General features: G+C 71.5%; 16 protein-coding genes. 1 reads left to right on the forward strand and 15 read right to left on the reverse strand.

Features of this window, described 5'->3' with window-relative positions:
* Window positions 1-122 precede the first annotated feature (122 nt).
* From AAFN69_RS15140 to rpsD, 11 genes are all read right to left on the reverse strand, one after another.
* Window positions 123-563 carry a type II 3-dehydroquinate dehydratase gene (locus AAFN69_RS15140; protein WP_347729009.1) on the reverse strand — a complete coding sequence of 147 codons (441 nt, stop codon included), beginning with the start codon at window positions 561-563 and terminating at the stop codon, window positions 123-125.
* Complete coding sequence (aroB, locus tag AAFN69_RS15145) at window positions 560-1660, reverse strand: 3-dehydroquinate synthase (RefSeq protein ID WP_347729010.1); 1101 nt, start codon at window positions 1658-1660, stop codon at window positions 560-562. The genes AAFN69_RS15140 and aroB overlap by 4 nt, the downstream gene beginning before the upstream one ends.
* Window positions 1657-2139: a shikimate kinase gene (locus tag AAFN69_RS15150; RefSeq protein WP_347729276.1), complete on the reverse strand. Its 483-nt coding sequence runs from the start codon at window positions 2137-2139 to the stop codon at window positions 1657-1659. The genes aroB and AAFN69_RS15150 overlap by 4 nt, the downstream gene beginning before the upstream one ends.
* Window positions 2140-2186: 47 nt before the next feature.
* Window positions 2187-3371 carry a chorismate synthase gene (aroC, locus tag AAFN69_RS15155; RefSeq protein ID WP_347729011.1) on the reverse strand — a complete coding sequence of 395 codons (1185 nt, stop codon included), beginning with the start codon at window positions 3369-3371 and terminating at the stop codon, window positions 2187-2189.
* A gap of 416 nt (window positions 3372-3787) precedes the next feature.
* Window positions 3788-4627: a shikimate dehydrogenase gene (locus tag AAFN69_RS15160; protein ID WP_347729012.1), complete on the reverse strand. Its 840-nt coding sequence runs from the start codon at window positions 4625-4627 to the stop codon at window positions 3788-3790.
* Window positions 4608-6428: an endolytic transglycosylase MltG gene (gene mltG, locus AAFN69_RS15165; RefSeq protein WP_347729013.1), complete on the reverse strand. Its 1821-nt coding sequence runs from the start codon at window positions 6426-6428 to the stop codon at window positions 4608-4610. The genes AAFN69_RS15160 and mltG overlap by 20 nt, the downstream gene beginning before the upstream one ends.
* Window positions 6429-6529: 101 nt before the next feature.
* The gene (gene ruvX / locus AAFN69_RS15170; RefSeq protein WP_347729014.1) at window positions 6530-6994 is read right to left on the reverse strand and encodes a Holliday junction resolvase RuvX; all 465 of its coding nucleotides are present in this window, start codon (window positions 6992-6994) and stop codon (window positions 6530-6532) included.
* Window positions 6991-9660 (reverse strand): alanine--tRNA ligase, encoded by a 2670-nt coding sequence (gene alaS / locus AAFN69_RS15175; RefSeq protein WP_347729015.1) that lies wholly within the window; start codon window positions 9658-9660, stop codon window positions 6991-6993. Before alaS ends, ruvX begins: the two co-directional genes overlap by 4 nt.
* Window positions 9660-9998, reverse strand: coding sequence for a DUF6167 family protein (locus tag AAFN69_RS15180; RefSeq protein ID WP_347729016.1), 339 nt, complete (start codon window positions 9996-9998; stop codon window positions 9660-9662). The genes alaS and AAFN69_RS15180 overlap by 1 nt, the downstream gene beginning before the upstream one ends.
* Window positions 9999-10004: 6 nt before the next feature.
* The gene (locus tag AAFN69_RS15185) at window positions 10005-10454 is read right to left on the reverse strand and encodes a DUF948 domain-containing protein (protein WP_347729017.1); all 450 of its coding nucleotides are present in this window, start codon (window positions 10452-10454) and stop codon (window positions 10005-10007) included.
* A 204-nt stretch (window positions 10455-10658) separates the two neighbouring features.
* On the reverse strand, window positions 10659-11273 hold the full coding sequence (gene rpsD / locus AAFN69_RS15190; protein ID WP_347729018.1) for a 30S ribosomal protein S4: 615 nt from the start codon (window positions 11271-11273) through the stop codon (window positions 10659-10661).
* A 191-nt stretch (window positions 11274-11464) separates the two neighbouring features.
* Between rpsD and AAFN69_RS15195 the strand changes: the two genes are divergently transcribed.
* Window positions 11465-12166 (forward strand): DUF2470 domain-containing protein, encoded by a 702-nt coding sequence (locus AAFN69_RS15195; protein ID WP_347729019.1) that lies wholly within the window; start codon window positions 11465-11467, stop codon window positions 12164-12166.
* A 13-nt stretch (window positions 12167-12179) separates the two neighbouring features.
* On the opposite strand, the gene AAFN69_RS15200 is transcribed toward AAFN69_RS15195, so the two are convergent.
* The 4 genes from AAFN69_RS15200 to AAFN69_RS15215 all read right to left on the reverse strand — a co-directional run bounded on the left by AAFN69_RS15200 (window position 12180) and on the right by AAFN69_RS15215 (window position 16886).
* The gene (locus tag AAFN69_RS15200) at window positions 12180-13541 is read right to left on the reverse strand and encodes a replication-associated recombination protein A (protein ID WP_347729020.1); all 1362 of its coding nucleotides are present in this window, start codon (window positions 13539-13541) and stop codon (window positions 12180-12182) included.
* A 471-nt stretch (window positions 13542-14012) separates the two neighbouring features.
* Entirely contained in the window at window positions 14013-14651 is a 639-nt protein-coding gene (locus AAFN69_RS15205) for a vitamin K epoxide reductase family protein (RefSeq protein WP_347729021.1), read from the reverse strand.
* A gap of 253 nt (window positions 14652-14904) precedes the next feature.
* The gene (gene hisS, locus AAFN69_RS15210) at window positions 14905-16167 is read right to left on the reverse strand and encodes a histidine--tRNA ligase (protein WP_347729022.1); all 1263 of its coding nucleotides are present in this window, start codon (window positions 16165-16167) and stop codon (window positions 14905-14907) included.
* Window positions 16168-16178: 11 nt separating this feature from the next.
* Window positions 16179-16886 carry an MBL fold metallo-hydrolase gene (locus AAFN69_RS15215; RefSeq protein WP_347729023.1) on the reverse strand — a complete coding sequence of 236 codons (708 nt, stop codon included), beginning with the start codon at window positions 16884-16886 and terminating at the stop codon, window positions 16179-16181.
* Window positions 16887-16913 lie beyond the last annotated feature (27 nt).

Genomic DNA, 16913 nt, shown 5'->3' on the forward strand with positions numbered 1-16913 from the left:
TCATGGGGAGAACGGCCGGGGACCGCTCGAAGTGCCCTGTTCAGCAGGGCGATTCCGGCCAATGGCCGAGAGCGCGGGACCGGGGATCCGTCCGGGCCCCGCGCGGGGCCGGGACGGCCGGGTCAGGCGGAGATCTCCTCGGCCAGCGCGCGCAGCGCCAGCCGGTACGAGCCGATTCCGAAGCCCGCGATCGTGCCGCTCGCGACGGCCGCGACCACCGAGGTGTGCCGGAACGTCTCGCGGGTGTACGGGTTGGAGATGTGCACCTCGATCAGCGGCGCGGTGCGCTGGGCCGCCGCGTCCCGCATCCCGTAGGAGTAGTGGGTGAAGGCCCCGGGGTTGAGCACCACCGGAATCGACCCGTCCGCCGCCTCGTGGAGCCAGCGGATCATCTCGCCCTCGTCATTGGTCTCCCGGACCTCCACCGCGAAGCCCAGCTCCCGGCCGAGCTCCCGGCAGGTGTCGACGAGACCGGCGTAGGAGGTCGCCCCGTACACATCGGGCTCCCGGGAGCCGAGCCGGCCCAGATTGGGGCCGTTCAGGACCAGGACCGGGCGGCTCACGCGGAGACCTCGCCGTACGCGGCGAGCAGTACGGCCGGATCCGGTCCCTCCAGCACGGTGGGCTTGGCGAGACCGTCCAGGACGATGAAGCGGAGCAGATTGCCCCGGGACTTCTTGTCGACCTTCATGGTCTCCAGGAGCTTGGCCCACTGGTCGCCCCGGTAGGTGAGCGGCAGTCCGACGGACTCCAGGATCGCCCGGTGGCGGTCGGCGGTGGCGTCGTCCAGCCGTCCGGCGAGCCGGCCGAGCTCGGCGGCGAAGACCATGCCCACGGAGACCGCGGCCCCGTGGCGCCACTTGTAGCGCTCGTTCTTCTCGATCGCGTGGGCGAGGGTGTGCCCGTAGTTGAGGATCTCCCGGCGGCCGGACTCCCGCAGATCGCCCGAGACGACCTCCGCCTTGACCCGGATGGAGCGTTCGATCAGCTCCGAGGTGTGCGGCCCGGAAGGGCTGCGCGCGCCCTCGGGGTCGGCCTCCACCAGATCGAGGATGACCGGGTCGGCGATGAAGCCGGCCTTGATGATCTCGGCCATCCCGCTGACGTAGTCGTGCACCGGCAGCGAGTCCAGCGCGGCCAGATCACAGAGCACCCCGGCGGGCGGGTGGAAGGCGCCGACGAGGTTCTTGCCCTCGGCGGTGTTGATGCCGGTCTTGCCGCCGACCGCCGCGTCCACCATGCCGAGCACGGTCGTGGGCACCGCGATCCAGCGCACCCCGCGCAGCCAGGTCGCGGCGACGAACCCCGCGAGGTCGGTGGTGGCGCCGCCGCCGACCCCGATGATGACATCGGTACGGGTGAAGCCGGTCTGGCCGAGCGCCTTCCAGCAGTACGCCGCGACCTCGACGGTCTTGGACTCCTCGGCGTTGGGCAGCTGGACGGCGATGGCCTCGTACCCCTGGGCGGCCAGATCCTCACGGATCGCCTCGCCGGTCCCGGCGAGCGCCTCGGGGTGCAGCACCGCCACCCGCTGGGCATTCCCGATCAGCCCGGGGAGCTCGCCGAGAAGCTGCCGCCCCACCAGGACCTCATAGGGAGCAGAACCCTCCTCCGGCCCGGCTCCACCGACCTGGATACGGGTCACTGCCTGCTCGGTCATGCGTCTTTCAGCTCCAATGCGTCAAGGACCGCCTGGGCGACCTCGTCGGGGGTGCGTTCATCGGTCGCCACGGTGATCCGGGCGACCTCGGTGTACAGATGGCGGCGGGCGTCCATCAGCTCCCGCCACTGGCGGCGCGGATTGACGGCGAGCAGCGGCCGGGCCTGGTTGAGCCCGGTGCGGCGGACCGCCTCCTCCACGTCGAGGGAGAGATAGACGACCGGCAGCCCGGCCAGCAGCGCGCGGGTGGACGCGTCGAGGATCGCGCCGCCGCCGAGGGAGAGCACGCCGGTGTGCCCGGCGACCGCCTCCCGTACCGCAGCGCGCTCCAGCTCGCGGAAGTGCGCCTCGCCGTCGGTGACGAAGATGTCGGCGATCTCCCGGCCCTGGGCGGCGACGATGTCGGCGTCGGTGTCCCGGTAGGGCGCGCCCAGCCGGCGGGCGAGCAGCTCACCGACGGTCGACTTGCCCGATCCCATCGGCCCGACCAGGACCACCAGCGGCCCGGGGGCGGGCTGCCGCCCGCTCACCGGATCTGCAGATTGTCGAGGTAGGACCGGACATTGCGGCGGGTCTCGGTGACGCTGTCGCCGCCGAACTTCTCCGCCACCGCGTCCGCCAGGACCAGTGCCACCATCGCCTCGGCGACGATGCCGGCGGCCGGAACCGCGGCGACGTCGGAGCGCTGGTGGTGGGCGGCGGCGGCCTCGCCGGTGGTGATGTCCACGGTGGCCAGCGCCTTGGGCACGGTCGCGATCGGCTTCATCGCGGCGCGGACCCGCAGCAGCTCGCCCGTGGACATGCCGCCCTCGGTCCCGCCGGACCGGCCGGAGGTGCGGCGCAGCCCCTCGTCGGTGGCGACGATCTCGTCATGCGCCTGGGAGCCGGGGACCCGGGCGAGCTCGAAGCCGTCGCCGAGCTCCACGCCCTTGATGGCCTGGATGCCCATCAAGGCGCCGGCGAGCCGGGCGTCGAGACGCCGGTCCCAGTGGGTGTACGAGCCGAGCCCGACCGGGACGCCGTAGGCCAGCACCTCGACGACGCCGCCGAGGGTGTCGCCGTCCTTGTGGGCCTGGTCGATCTCCGCGACCATCGCCTTGGAGGCGTCCGCGTCCAGGCAGCGCACCGGGTCCGCGTCCAGCTTCTCGACATCGGCGGGTGTGGGGTAGACGCCTCGGGGCGCCTTGGCGCCGGCGAACTCCACCACATGGGAGACGATCTCGATGCCGGCCGTCTCCTTGAGGTAGGAGCGGGCGATGGCACCGAGCGCGACACGGGCGGCGGTCTCCCGGGCGCTGGCGCGCTCCAGGACCGGCCGGGCCTCGTCCAGCGAGTACTTCTGCATCCCGGCGAGGTCGGCGTGCCCGGGGCGGGGGCGGGTCAGCGGGGCGTTGCGCGCGAGGCCGGCGAGGATCTCGGGATCCACCGGATCGGCCGACATCACCTGCTCCCACTTCGGCCACTCCGTGTTCCCCACCATCACCGCGACCGGCGACCCCATGGTCAGGCCGTGGCGGACGCCGCCCAGGAAGGTCACCTCGTCGAGCTCGAACTTCATCCGCGCCCCGCGTCCGTACCCCAGACGCCGGCGGGCGAGGTGGTCGGCCACCATCGCGGTCGTGATCGGCACACCGGCGGGAAGACCCTCCAGCGTCGCCACCAGTGCGGGGCCGTGCGACTCCCCCGCCGTCAGCCAACGCAACCTGCTCAACGGTGCTCCTCCTGCTCGCGCCTGAAACTGCTGATGGCGCGGCCGGGTGCGCGGCCCTGGCCCGCCTGATCCGATCCTCCCACGCCCGCGGGTGTGTCCAGGCCCCCGGTCCAGCAGACGGACGCCTCCGGGGGCGGTGTCCCGGTACGGGAGCGGGTGGGGCGGGGCGCCGGGCGGGGGCCTGGTCAGGGGGTGCGGGGGGATGCCGGCGCGGATCCCGCGGGGCCGGGGGTACGGGGGCGGGGGCGCGGGCCCCCGGTTCCAGGGGCGGCCGAGTGCGGGCCGAGCCCGCCGAGAGCGGCGGGCTCCGGCGGGGGCTCCGGTGGGGGCTCCGGCGGAGGGCTCTTCCCCTTCCCGTAACCGGGGCACCGCCCCGGACCCCGCGCCGCGAACGCCGCCGAGGCCTTCTCGGCGGCTCAGCGGCCCGCGAGTACCTGTTCGCCCGCCTTGCGCATGACATCGAGCGGGGCGGCGGGGACTCCGGTCATCTGCTCGACCTGGAGCACCGCCTGGTGCACGAGGAGGTCCAGGCCGCCGAGTACATCGCCGCCGCGGGCGGACCAGCGTGCCGCGAGGGCCGTGGGCCAGGGGTCGTAGAGCACGTCGAAGAGGGTGCAGGGCCGGTCGGGCACCTCGGCGGCGAGCTCGTCCGTCGCCCCGGCCGGGGTGGTGGCGATCACCAGCGGGGCCCGCAGGGCCTCGGCGGCGTCCGCCCAGTCGGCGGTGCGCACCTCCACACCCAGCCGCTCCCCCCAGCCGCGCATCTCGGCGGCCCGGGCGGGGCCGCGCACATAGGCGGTCACCGGGCCGGTGCAGACGCGGGCCAGGGCGGCGAGGGCCGAGGAGGCGGTCGCGCCCGCGCCCAGGACCGCGGCGGATCCGACCGAGTCGACGCCCCGCTCCCGCAGCGCGGCGATCAGTCCGGGAATATCGGTGTTGTCACCGATCCGGCGGCCGTCGGGGGTGAGGACGACGGTGTTCACCGCCTCGACCGATGCCGCGGTCGCGGACATCTCGTCGAGCAGCGGGATGACCGCCCGCTTCAGCGGCATGGTGAGCGAGAGGCCCGCCCAGGACGGGTCGAGCCGCTCGATGAAGGCCGGCAGGGTGTCCTCGGTCACCTCGAAGCGGTCGTAGGACCATGCGCGGAGACCGAGCGCCGCATAGGCGGCGCGGTGCAGTACCGGGGAGAGCGAATGCTCGATCGGTGATCCGAGGACCGCCGCCCGGCGTTCCTCACTGGACACCGGACTCATTGAATTTGTCCTTCAGTCTCAGGAAGTGATCGTAGGTCTTCGCAAATTCCGTCTTTTCGAGACCGTCGGTCGCGACGAAGTAGAGCCAGCCGTCCTTGGTGGGATCGAGGGTGGCGCTCAGCGCGGTCAGACCCGGGTTGCCGATGGGGCCGGGGGTCAGGCCGGGGTACTTGTACGTGTTGTACGGGTCCGGGTTGGAGTGCGCCTCGGCCTCGGTGATCCTGATCTCGCTCTGGCCCTTCAGATAGTTCAGGGCCGAGTCGAACTGAAGCTTCTGGTTGATGTCCGGATTGGGCTTGAGCCGGTTGTAGATGACCTCGGCCATCTTCCGGAAGTCGTCGGACGTCTTCCCCTCGGCCTGCACCAGACTGGCCGCGGTGAGCAGCTCCCACGGGCCCTCCAGGTCGAACTTCCGGGCCTGGCCCGCCAGATCGAGCTTGTTGTACTCCTTGTTGGCGCGGGTCACCATCTGCTTCAGGACCGCCTCGGGCTTGACCCCCTTGGCGACCGGATAGCTGGCCGGGAAGAGGAATCCCTCCAGCGGATCCTTCACCTTGTCGTGGCCCTTCGCCCACTGCGGAAGTCCGAGGCTGTCCGCCTGCTCCCTGGCGACCGCCTTGGTGGTGCCGTCGTCCAGCTTGAGCTGGTCGTCGATCATCTTGTAGATGGCGGCGTTCCGCGTGCCCTCGGGGATGATCAGATTGCTGCGGCTCTTCGGGTTGAGCATGGCCTCGACCGCCTTCGCGGCGGACATCTGCTTGCTCAGGGTGTAGACGCCGGCCTGGATCTTGTTGCCCTCGGGGTTCGCCTTCTGCGCGGCGACGAAGGCGTCGACGCTCTTCACCACGCCGTGCTTCTTGAGGACCTGGCCGATGACATAGCCGAGGGCGCCCTCGGGGATCTCGACCTGGACGGTGCCGGAGCCGGCGCCGGAGTAGTCGGGGGCCGGGCCGAACTTCCCCTGCCAGAACTGATAGCCGAAGTAGCCGACGCCGCCGAGGCCGCCGACCAGCACCGCCGAGACGACCAGGCAGGCGATGCCGCTGCGGCTCTTCTTCTGCTTCTTGCCGGACCGCCCGCCGCCGCGGCCGTCACCGCCGCCCCGGCCCGCGCGCCCGCCGCCGCGCCGGGAGCCCGCGGGCTCGGCGTCCTCGTCGTCGTGGCCGTCGCCGGCACCGGTGAAGAAGGGGTGCGACTCCTCCTCCGCCTCGGGCTCCGCCCGCGGCTCGGGCTCGGGTGCCCGGCGGCCGGGGGGCTCCGGCGGGGGGTACGCCTCGGGGGTGCCGTAGAGGTCGGGGGTCTCGGCCGAGTACGGCACGGCCTGCGCCGGGTCGTAGGGGATCCCGGCCTGCTGCTGCGCGGCGTCCCAGCCGGCGGCGGCGTACTGCTGCTCGCCGGTGTACTGCTGCTCGGGGGCCTGGGGGGCGGCGTACTGCTGCCCGCCGCCGTAGGACTGGCCGGCCTGCTGGTTCAGCCCGTCGCCGGGGTGGCCGCCGGGGTACGGCTGATCGCCGTACCCCGGCTCCGGGTATCCCTGGCCGCCGTACTGCTGCTGGGGCTGCTGCTGGTACTGGGGAGTGTCGTACTGCTGCCCGCCGGCGGCGTACTGGGCCTGCTGGTCGCCGTACTGCTGCTGATAGGGGTCCTGATGGCCCATGCCGTACTGCTGCTGCGGTCCGCCGTCCCCGTACGTGCCCTGTCCGGCCGCCGGGTCCTGCTGACCTGACCATCCCTGGTCCCCGTACAACGGGTCCTCCGGATGCCACGGTGCGGAGCCGCTGCCCCGTCCATATTCAGTCATCGTTCCCCAAACAGCCGCGAGGGGGCCGGTCGGTCCGCCTCTACGTTGTGCGGCAGGTGTTCGAACATCGCCGCATCGCGCGGAACGTTACCGTATCGCGATCAGACAACCACTTCGACTGACTCGCCGGGTGCCGCCCCTGACGCCCGTTCGGACTCCAGAGCGTTCTGAAGGATCACCACAGCGGCCGCCTGATCGATGACAGAACGGCCCTTTTTGGACTTCACTCCCGAGGCCCGGAGACCCTGGGTGGCGGTCACTGTGGACATCCTCTCGTCCACCAGCCGCACCGGCACCGGGGCGATCCCCGCAGCCAGCACCTGAGCGAAGGCACGGATCTTGACGGCCGCCGGGCCCTCCCCGCCGCTGAGCGAGCGGGGAAGGCCGACCACGACCTCAATCGGTTCGTACTCCTCGACGATCAGTTTCAGCCGCCGGTGGGCGGCCGGGACATCGCGCCCCGGCACGGTCTCCACCGGTGTGGCGAGGATCCCGTCGGGGTCGCAGGAAGCGACCCCGATCCTGGCGTCCCCGACATCGATCGCGAGCCGGCGTCCACGCCTCACGAGGCTCCGGCCACCAGTCGTTCGACAGCGGTGACGGCCTCGCCGACGGCGTCCGGGTTCTGGCCGCCGCCCTGGGCGACGTCCGGCTTGCCGCCACCGCCGCCGCCGAGGGTCTTGGCGGCGGTACGGACCAGGTCACCGGCCTTGAGCCCGCGCTCGCGCGCGGCCTCATTGGTGGCGATCACGGTCAGCGGGCGGCCGTTGGCGACGGTGAAGAGCGCGACGACGGCCGGGCGGTCACCCGGGATGCGGCCCCGGACGTCGAGCACCAGCTTGCGCAGATCATCGGCGGAGACACCGTCGGCGACCTGTCCGGTGACCAGCGCGACACCGCGGACGTCCTGGGCACCGGCGGCGAGCCCGGCGGCGGCCTGGAGGACCTTCTCCGCGCGGAACCGCTCGATCTCCTTCTCGGCGTCCTTCAGCTTGGCGAGCATGCCGGAGATCTTCTCCGGCAGCTCCTCGGGACGGCCCTTGACCAGCTCCTGGAGCTGGGCGACCACCGTGTGCTCCCTGGCGAGGAAGTTGTACGCGTCGGCGCCGACGAGGGCCTCGATCCGGCGCACACCGGAGCCGATCGAGGACTCGCCGAGCAGCTTCACCAGGCCGAGCTGGGCGGTGTTGCCGACATGCGTACCGCCGCAGAGCTCCTTGGAGAAGTCACCGATGGTGACCACGCGCACCCGCTCGCCGTACTTCTCGCCGAACTCGGCGATGGCACCCTGCTTCTTGGCGTCCTCCAGGCTCATGACCTCGGCCTGGACCTCCAGCTCGCCGGAGAGCACCTCATTGATCCGCTGCTCGACATCGGTCAGGACCGAGCCGGGTACGGCGGCGGGCGAGCCGAAGTCGAAGCGGAAGCGGCCCGGGGAGTTCTCCGAGCCGGCCTGGGCGGCCGTGGGGCCCAGCGCGTCGCGCAGCGCCTGGTGGGTCAGATGGGTGGCGCTGTGGGCGCGGGCGATGGCCCGGCGGCGCTTGACGTCGATGGCGGCATAGGCGGAGGCACCGACGGTGACCTCGCCGACCTGCACCGATCCCTTGTGCACGGAGACACCGGGAACCGGCTGCTGGACATCGCGGACCTCGATCACGGCGCCGGAGTGGAGCCGGATCCGGCCCTGGTCGGCGAGCTGGCCGCCGCCCTCGGCGTAGAACGGGGTGCGGTCGAGCACGATCTCGATCTCGTCGCCCTCGGAGGCGGCGGGCGACGGCACGCCGTCGACCAGCAGGCCGACGACGGTCGACTCGCCCTCGGTGGAGAGATAGCCGGTGAACTCGGTGGCTCCGGCGGTGTCGGCGACCTCGCGGTAGGCGGAGAGATCGGCGTGGCCGGTCTTCTTGGCCCGGGCGTCGGCCTTGGCCTTCTCCCGCTGCTCCTTCATCAGGCGGCGGAAGCCGTCCTCGTCCACCGAGAGGCCCTGCTCGGCGGCGATCTCCAGGGTGAGATCGATCGGGAAGCCCCAGGTGTCGTGGAGCAGGAACGCCTTCTCGCCGGCGAGCACCCTGCCGCCGCCGGAGCGGGTCTCGGTGATGGCGGTGTCGAGCACATTGGTGCCGGCGTTGAGCGTCTTGAGGAAGCGGGCCTCCTCGGCGAGGGCCACGGCCTCGATGCGCTTGCGGTCGGTGACCAGCTCGGGGTACTGCTCGCCCATCGTCGTGATGACGACATCGGCGAGCTCGGCGACGACCGGGCCGCCGGCACCCATCAGCCGCATGTTGCGGATGGCGCGGCGCATGATGCGGCGCAGCACATAGCCGCGCCCCTCATTGCCGGGGGTGACTCCGTCGCCGATCAGCATGACCGAGGTGCGGATGTGGTCGGCGACCACCCGGAGCGAGACATCGGTGCCGTGCGCGGCGCCGTACCGGACACCGGTGAGCTCGGTGGCCTTGTCCATGACGACGCGCAGGGTGTCGGTCTCGTACATGTTCCGCACGCCCTGGAGGATCATGGCGAGACGTTCGAGGCCGAGACCGGTGTCGATGTTCTTGGAGGGCAGGTCCCCGAGGATCGGGAAGTCCTCCTTGCCCTCGCCGGCGCCGCGCTCGTACTGCATGAAGACCAGGTTCCAGATCTCCACATAGCGCTCGTCGTTGACGGCCGGGCCGCCCTCCTCGCCGAACTCGGGGCCCCGGTCGTAGTTGATCTCGGAGCAGGGGCCGCAGGGGCCGGGGACGCCCATGGACCAGAAGTTGGGGCCCATGCCGAGGCGCTGGATGCGCTCGGCGGGCACGCCGATGACATCGCGCCAGATGCGCTCGGCCTCGTCGTCCTCCTGGTAGACGGTGATCCACAGGCGCTCGGGGTCGAGGCCGTAACCGCCGTCGGCGACGGAGCCGGTGAGCAGCTCCCAGGCCAGCTTGATGGCCCCTTCCTTGAAGTAGTCGCCGAAGGAGAAGTTGCCGCACATCTGGAAGAAGGTGCCGTGGCGGGTGGTCTTGCCGACCTCTTCGATGTCCGGGGTGCGGACACACTTCTGCACGCTGGTGATGCGCGGGGCCGGCGGCTTGGTCTCACCCAGGAAGTAGGGCTTGAAGGGGACCATGCCGGCGGGGACGAGCAGCAGAGTCGGGTCGTCCGCGATGAGCGACGCCGAAGGGACGACGGTGTGCCCGCGCTCCTCGAAGAAGCTCAGCCAGCGGCGGCGGATTTCAGCCGACTCCATCAGTGGTCCTCATTCCGGTTGTACGACTTGTACGAGTGTGTGTCGGGGGCCCGCATGCCCGGGCGCGCGAGGGCGGGGCGGTGACGCTGTGCGGGCAGTTCGGGGTCGGGCGGAGTGTTCGTACCGAGCACTTCTCCCAACTCCTCCTCGCGCTGGAGCATTCCGGCGCGGACGTCGAGTGCGAAGTCCTTGAGCCGGTGGCCGGTGTCGATCGCCTTGTTGGCGGCCTGCGCGGCGAGGCTCTCGGGGGTCAGCTGCTTCAGCTTGCGGTTGACCTTGGCGGTGGCCCAGACCCCGGCGGCGGCGCCCGCGGTGAACCAGAAGGTACGGCGGAACATGGTGTGTCAGCCCTTCCCGCCCCATCGGGCGCTCTTGTCCCGGGCGGCCGGCACCCTGCGCCCGGGGATCACCTTGGTGCGGGGCTTCGTCCGGGGGGCCGCGGCCTCGTCGGGGCGGCGGCTCATGGCCCGGCGCACGCCGTAGCCGAAGGCGGCGACCTTGACCAGGGGGCCGCCGAAGGTGGAGGCGACGGTGGTGGAGAGCGCGGAGGCGTTGGAGGTGACTTCCTGGACGTCGGTCGCGATGGCGTCGACGCGGTCGAGCTGGGTCTGTGCGGAACGCACCGTCGCGGAGGCGTCCGAGAGCAGCGGTACGGCCTGCTCGGTCACCTCCGTCACCAGCCGGGTGGTCGCCCTGAGCGTCTGGGCCAGCCTCGCCAGCACCACGGCGAGGAAGGAGACCAGGATCGCCCAGAAGACGGCCACCAGGATCCCGGCAACCTCTCCACCGGTCACACCGCACCGCTCTCTGCTTGTCGCTGATACCTCGGAAATTCGTCTGCCGAGCCTATCGCGCCCGGCATCGCGCGCCGTACCGGATTGCCGGGCGCCCGGCGGGGGCATCCGTCCCGGCGTCCCCGGGAACGCGAGAGCCCGCCGGCCCCCCGCCACGAGGACGGGGGACGGCGGGCCCAAACGCGGTGTCGTACCGCGCCCGGATCAGCGGGCGTAGTACTCGACGACGAGCTGCTCGTCGCAGATAACGGGGACTTCCTTGCGCTGCGGGTCGCGGTCCAGGCGGAAGGCCAGGGCCTTCAGGTTCACCTGGAGGTAGCGCGGGGTCTCACCGTCGGCGGCGAAGCCACCCTCGCGGGCGACCTGGAAGAGGCTCTTGTCACGCGAGCGCTCGCGGACCATCACGACGTCGTCGGGACGGATCCGGAAGGACGGCTTGTCGACCTTGCCGCCGTTGACCTCGATGTGGCCGTGGACGACCATCTGGCGGGCCTGGTAGATGGTGCGGGCGATGCCCGAACGCAGAACCAGGGCGTCGAGGCGGCGCTCCAGCTCGATGACCAGGGCCTCGCCCGTCTTGCCCTCGGCCTTGCGGGCGCGGTCGTAGGCGCGGGCCATCTGGCGCTCGCTGATGTCGTACTGCGCACGCAGCCGCTGCTTCTCCAGCAGACGGACCTTGTAGTCCGAGTTCTGCTTGCGGCCACGGCCGTGCTCGCCCGGCGGGTAGGGGCGGGCCTCGAAGTACTTGACAGCCTTCGGGGTCAGCGCGATACCGAGCGCACGAGACTTCTTGACCTTGGGACGCGACTGGTTAGGCACGTTCTCCAGACCTCCGTTGTAGGTTAGGTTAGGCTCACCTTACTCAAGGAGATCGCATGTCTCGCCCAGGAAATACCAAACGCGTCACGGACAGCACAAAGAACGTCGACGCTGCTCAGAAGAGCGCCGAAGCGACGGAGGTCCGATCAGCTCATGGTCAGCCGCATCCCAGCGGGCTTGAAATCGATCGGATGCCGTCAGCAGCCGAACGCACACGAACTCTCGTACAGAGTACATGCTCCGCGGTGCTCCTCGTCCCCGGCATCGAGGGGACCCGTCCGGATCAGCTGACTCCGCAGGCCAGGGTGGTGGGACCGGACGGTGAGGTGTTCCTGCTCTTCAGGGCCGACTCCCCGGCCGTACGGGCCGCCACGCACGCGCAGGACGACGAGCTCTCCGCCGTACTGGAGATCACCGATGTGGCGCCGGTCTCCGTCCCCCACCGCATCCGCGGCCGTGCCTGGGTCTCCGGCTGGCTCACCTGCGCTCCCGGCCTCGCCGAGCCCGGCTTCATGATGCTCCGCCTCGAAGTGGGCGAGATCGCCGTGGACGACCTCTGGGGCGCCTCCGACGTGGAGCCCGAGGAGTTCGCGCGGGCCGCGGTCGACCCGGTGACGGCGCACGAGACGGAACTGCTCCAGCACCTGCACTCCGCGCACGGGGAGCAGCTCCAGGAACTGTGCCGGCTGCTGGGCGACCGGGCACAGGACACGGTCGGCGCCGACGGCCGGCAGCCGCGGGCGGTACCGCTGGCGCTGGACCGGTTCGGGCTGCGGGTGCGGTTCGTGGGCGAGCGCTCCTTCGACGCGCGCTTCGACTTTCCCGAGCCGGTGCGGGACATCACGGAACTCCGCCGGGCCATGCACATCCTCTTCGAGGCCGCCGCGCACTGAGCGGGACGCCGGGTCACTCCCCGCGCAGCCGCTCCCGGACCTTCTCCACCACATCCGCGTACCGCGCCTCCGCGCCATAGCGGGTGGGTTCGTAATACCGCTTGCCGTGCACCTTGTCCGGGGCGTACTGCTGGGCGGCGATGGCACCGGGCACATCATGCGGATAGACATAGCCCCGGGCGTGACCGAGCTTCGCCGCGCCCTTGTAGTGGCCGTCGCGCAGATGCGCGGGGACCGGGCCCGCCAGTCCGGCCCGCACATCGGCGAGCGCGGCCCCGATCGCCGTGGTCGCGGTGTTCGACTTCGGGGCGAGCGCCAGCGCGATGGTGACATGGCTGAGGGTGAGCGCCGCCTCCGGGAACCCGATCATCGCCACCGCCTGAGCGGCGGCGACGGCTATCGGCAGCGCCCCGGGATCGGCGAGCCCGATGTCCTCGCTCGCGGAGATCATCAGCCGCCGGGCGATGAACCTCGGGTCCTCGCCCGCCTCGATCATCCGGGCCAGATAGTGCAGGGCCGCGTCCACGTCCGAGCCCCGGATGGACTTGATCAGGGCACTCGCCACGTCATAGTGCTGATCGCCGTCGCGGTCGTACTTCACCGCCGCGCGGTCGACGGTCTCCTCCACCGTCAGCAGCGAGATCTCCGGCTCCCCCTTGTCCAGCGCCGCGCCGGCCGCCGCCTCCAGGGCGGTGAGCGCGCGGCGGGCGTCGCCGCCGGCGATCCGCAGCAGATGCGCCTCGGCGTCCTCCGGCAGGGTGACCGCGCCGCCCAGACCGCGCTCCTCGGCGAGCGCGCGGTGCAGCAGTGCGGTGAGATCGGCGTCGGTCAGCGGTTCGAGGGTGAGCAGCAGGGAGCGCGAGAGCAGCGGGGAGATCACCGAGAAGTACGGATTCTCCGTGGTGGCCGCGATCAGGGTCACCCAGCGGTTCTCCACGGCGGGGAGCAGGGAGTCCTGCTGGGCCTTGGAGAAACGGTGGATCTCGTCGAGGAAGAGGACGGTCTCCTTGCCGAAGCCGCCGACGGCCCGGCGGGCGCCGTCGATGACGGCGCGGACCTCCTTCACGCCGGCGGTGATCGCGGACAGCTCCACGAAGCGTTTGTCGGTCGCCCGGGAGACCACATGGGCGAGGGTGGTCTTACCGGTGCCCGGCGGACCCCAGAGGACCACGGAGGAGGGTCCGGCCGCGCTGCTTCCGCTCCCCTTGCCGCTCTCGCCGACGAGACGGCGGAGGGGGGAGCCCGGTTTGAGCAGATGCTGCTGGCCGACGACCTCGTCGAGGGTACGGGGGCGCATCCGGACGGCCAGGGGGGTGCTGGACGGGTCCTTCTCCTGGCGGTCTTCGGCGGCGGCGGTAAAGAGGTCGGGCTCCACGCGTGAAGCCTATGCCAGCGCACTGACAACGGGGCCCGCGGCCGCGCGCCCGGCTTTCCGGGGGTGGGCCCGGGGCGGGCCTGCCCGTGCCCCGGGTGCGGGTGGGGTGCCCCTGCGGGGGGCGGTTTCCCCACCCCGCCCATGCCGTAACCCGGGCCCCCCCCCCGCCCCCCCGCCTCGAACGCCGGCGGGGCTGAGTTCTGGTCACTCCGACCCGGTGTTGCCGCGCCTCGAACTCCCCCGGAGCGTCGCCCGGAAGGTACCCCCGGCGAGGACGGGTTCGCTCACCCGGCCCCGGGGTACCGCGCCGCCTCGATCGCCGGCGGGGCTGACATGCGCGCTCCGGTGCGCGGGGACGGGGCGGGACATCTTCGGACGGGTGACGAATCGAGCCCCGCCGGCGGTTGAGGCGCCGGGGCCGGGGAGGAGCCCCGGGAAGGCACCCGCACCCGCACCCCCACCCCAACGGCCTCAGCTCGTCCAGAAGTCCCACCAGCGGGTCAGGATCAGCATGCCGATGATCCCGATCCACAGCACCGGCGGCGCCCAGTGGAACTCCAGCAGCGCGCTCCGGACGCCCTCCGGGACCTTGATGATCCGGTGGCGGATGTTGTGGACGGTGACGTAGCAGAACATCACGATCGTGGCGACCCACGCCAGCGAGCACCAGAGGCAGAGCGAGGCGATGTTGTACAGCGACTGGTACATCAGCCACATGCAGAATCCGGCGCCGAAGGCGGAGCCGGCGTTGAGGCCGAGCCAGAACCAGGGCTTGTAGCGGGCGCCGGCCAGGACGCCGGCGCCGATGGCGATGACCATGCCGTAGGTGACCAGACCCAGCATGGGGTTGGGGAAACCGAAGACGGACGCCTGGTCGCTCTTCATGATGTTGCCGCAGGAGACCACCGGGTTCAGGCTGCATCCGGGGGTGAAGGAGGGGTCCTCCAGCAGTTTGAACTTGTCGATCGTGATGACCCACGCGGCCAGCAGCCCGGCCGCGCCGGTGATCACCAGCAGCCAGGCGAGACCGCGGCCGGCGCCGATACCGGCGGCTCCGTCGCCGTTCGCCCGCTCGCCGGAGGACACGTCGTCTACCGCTGCTGTCGTCATTTCCGCCTATCCGCCGTTCCATCACTCGGTGACCTGCCGGGCACGGTCATTCTGCCGCACGGGCCCCGGTCGCCGGCGTTCGCGGAGCACAGGGGCGGGCGCCTCGCGGGACCCGGAGACGGTGGTGGTGCGGGGCGGCGGCCGGAATGTGATGCCCGGGGGCCGGAAGTGATGTCGCCCGGTGGTGGGACACCGGCGGGGCGGATTGACGGCTGTTCCGGCCCGGGGTGTGGGACACCCCGGGCCGGGCGGGTCAGGTGAGCCGGGACTCCAGCTCGGCGACCACATCGGCCAGCGGTACGGGGGTCTGCTCGCCGGACTCCATGTCCTTGAGCTGGACCAGGCCCTCGGCGAGGTCCCGCTCACCGGCGACGATCGCGTACCGCGCACCGCTCCGGTTGGCGACCTTCATCGCGCCCTTGAGGCCCCGGCCGCCGTAGGAGAAGTCCGTGGCGACGCCCGCCCGGCGGAGCCGGGTGACGACGCCGAAGAGGACCCGGCGGGCCTCCTCGCCGAGCGGGACGGCGTAGACGCTGGTGGCGGGCGGGAGGGTGAGCTCCACGCCCTCCGCCTCCAGGGCCAGGACCGTGCGGTCGACGCCGAGCGCCCAGCCGACCGACGGCAGGGCCGGGCCGCCGAGCATCTCGGAGAGGCCGTCGTACCGGCCGCCGCCGCCGACCGCGGACTGGGAGCCCAGGCCGTCGTGGACGAACTCGAAGGTGGTGCGGGTGTAGTAGTCGAGGCCGCGCACCAGCTTCTCGTCGTCCTCGAAGACGACCCCCTCGGCGATCAGCAGCTCGCGGACCTCCTTGTGGTACGCCCGGCAGCCGTCGCACAGGTAGTCGCGGAGCAGCGGGGCGCCGGTGAGCTGCCGGCGGACCTCGGTCCGCTTGTCGTCGAGGACCCGGAGCGGGTTGATCTCGACCCGGCGGCGGGTCTCCTCGTCCAGGTCGAGTCCGCGCAGAAAGCCCTGGAGGGCCTCGCGGTAGACGGGGCGGCACTCGGCGTCACCGAGCGAGTTGAGCAGGATGCGGAAGTTCCGCAGGCCCAGCGAGCGGTACGCCTGGTCGGCCAGGATGATCAGCTCGGCGTCCAGCGCCGGGTCCTCGGCGCCGATCGCCTCGGCGCCGACCTGGGAGAAGTGGCGGTAGCGGCCCTTCTGCGGCTTCTCGTAGCGGTAGTACGAGCCCGAGTACCAGAGCTTGACGGGCAGCACACCGGACTTGTGGAGGTTGGCCTCCAGGGCCGCGCGCAGCACCGACGCGGTGCCCTCGGGGCGCAGCGCGAGGCGGTCGCCGCCCTTGGTCTCGAAGGCGTACATCTCCTTGCTCACGATGTCGGTGGACTCACCGACGCCGCGGGCGAAGAGCTCGACATTCTCGAAGCCGGGGGTCTCCACATAGCCGTATCCGGAATTCCGCAGCGGCTCGGCGATGGCCTCGCGGACCGCCAGGTACTTCGCGGAGTCGGGGGGCAGCAGGTCATAGGTGCCCCGGGGGGCCTGAAAGGTGCTCACGAAGTCCTTCGTCACATTCCTCGTCGGGGAGCGTCCGCGCTCCCGGGACCGGCGGCCACGTCCCTGAGGTAGGGGTTGGTGGCGCGTTCCCGGCCGATGGTGGTCTGGGGGCCGTGTCCGGAGAGCACCACGGTCGAGTCGTCCAGCGGAAGGCACACACGGGCCAGCGACTGAAGCATCTCGGCGTGGTCGCCACCGGGCAGATCGGTGCGTCCGATGGAGCCGGCGAAGAGCAGATCGCCCGAGAAGAAGACCGGGGGGACCTCCGCGGTCTCGGGCATTCCGAACGTCACCGACCCCTTGGTATGGCCGGGCGCGTGCGACACGGTCAGTTCCAGACCGGCGAGGCGCAGCCGGGCGCCGTCGGTCAGCTCGTGCACATCGGAGGGCTCGCCCACGGTCAGCTCGCCCATCAGCCGGGTGCCGAGCGAGCGGCCGAGCGCCTTCTCCGGGTCGCTCATCATGTAGCGGTCGGCGGGATGGATCCAGGCGGGTACGTCGTGCGCGCCGCAGACCGGGACGACCGAGGCCACATGATCGATGTGGCCATGGGTGAGGACGACGGCGACGGGCTTGAGCCGGTGTTTGCGCACGGCTTCGGCGACACCCTCGGCGGCCTGGTGACCAGGGTCGATGATCACGCACTCCTCACCCGCGGCAGGGGCGACCAGATAACAATTGGTCCCCCAGGCCCCGGCGGGGAACCCGGCAATAAGCACGATCGTCCTCGAAGTGGTTGCGGAGAG

The sequence above is a fragment of the Streptomyces sp. CAU 1734 genome, assembly GCF_039888735.1.
GTDB lineage: Bacteria > Actinomycetota > Actinomycetes > Streptomycetales > Streptomycetaceae > Streptomyces.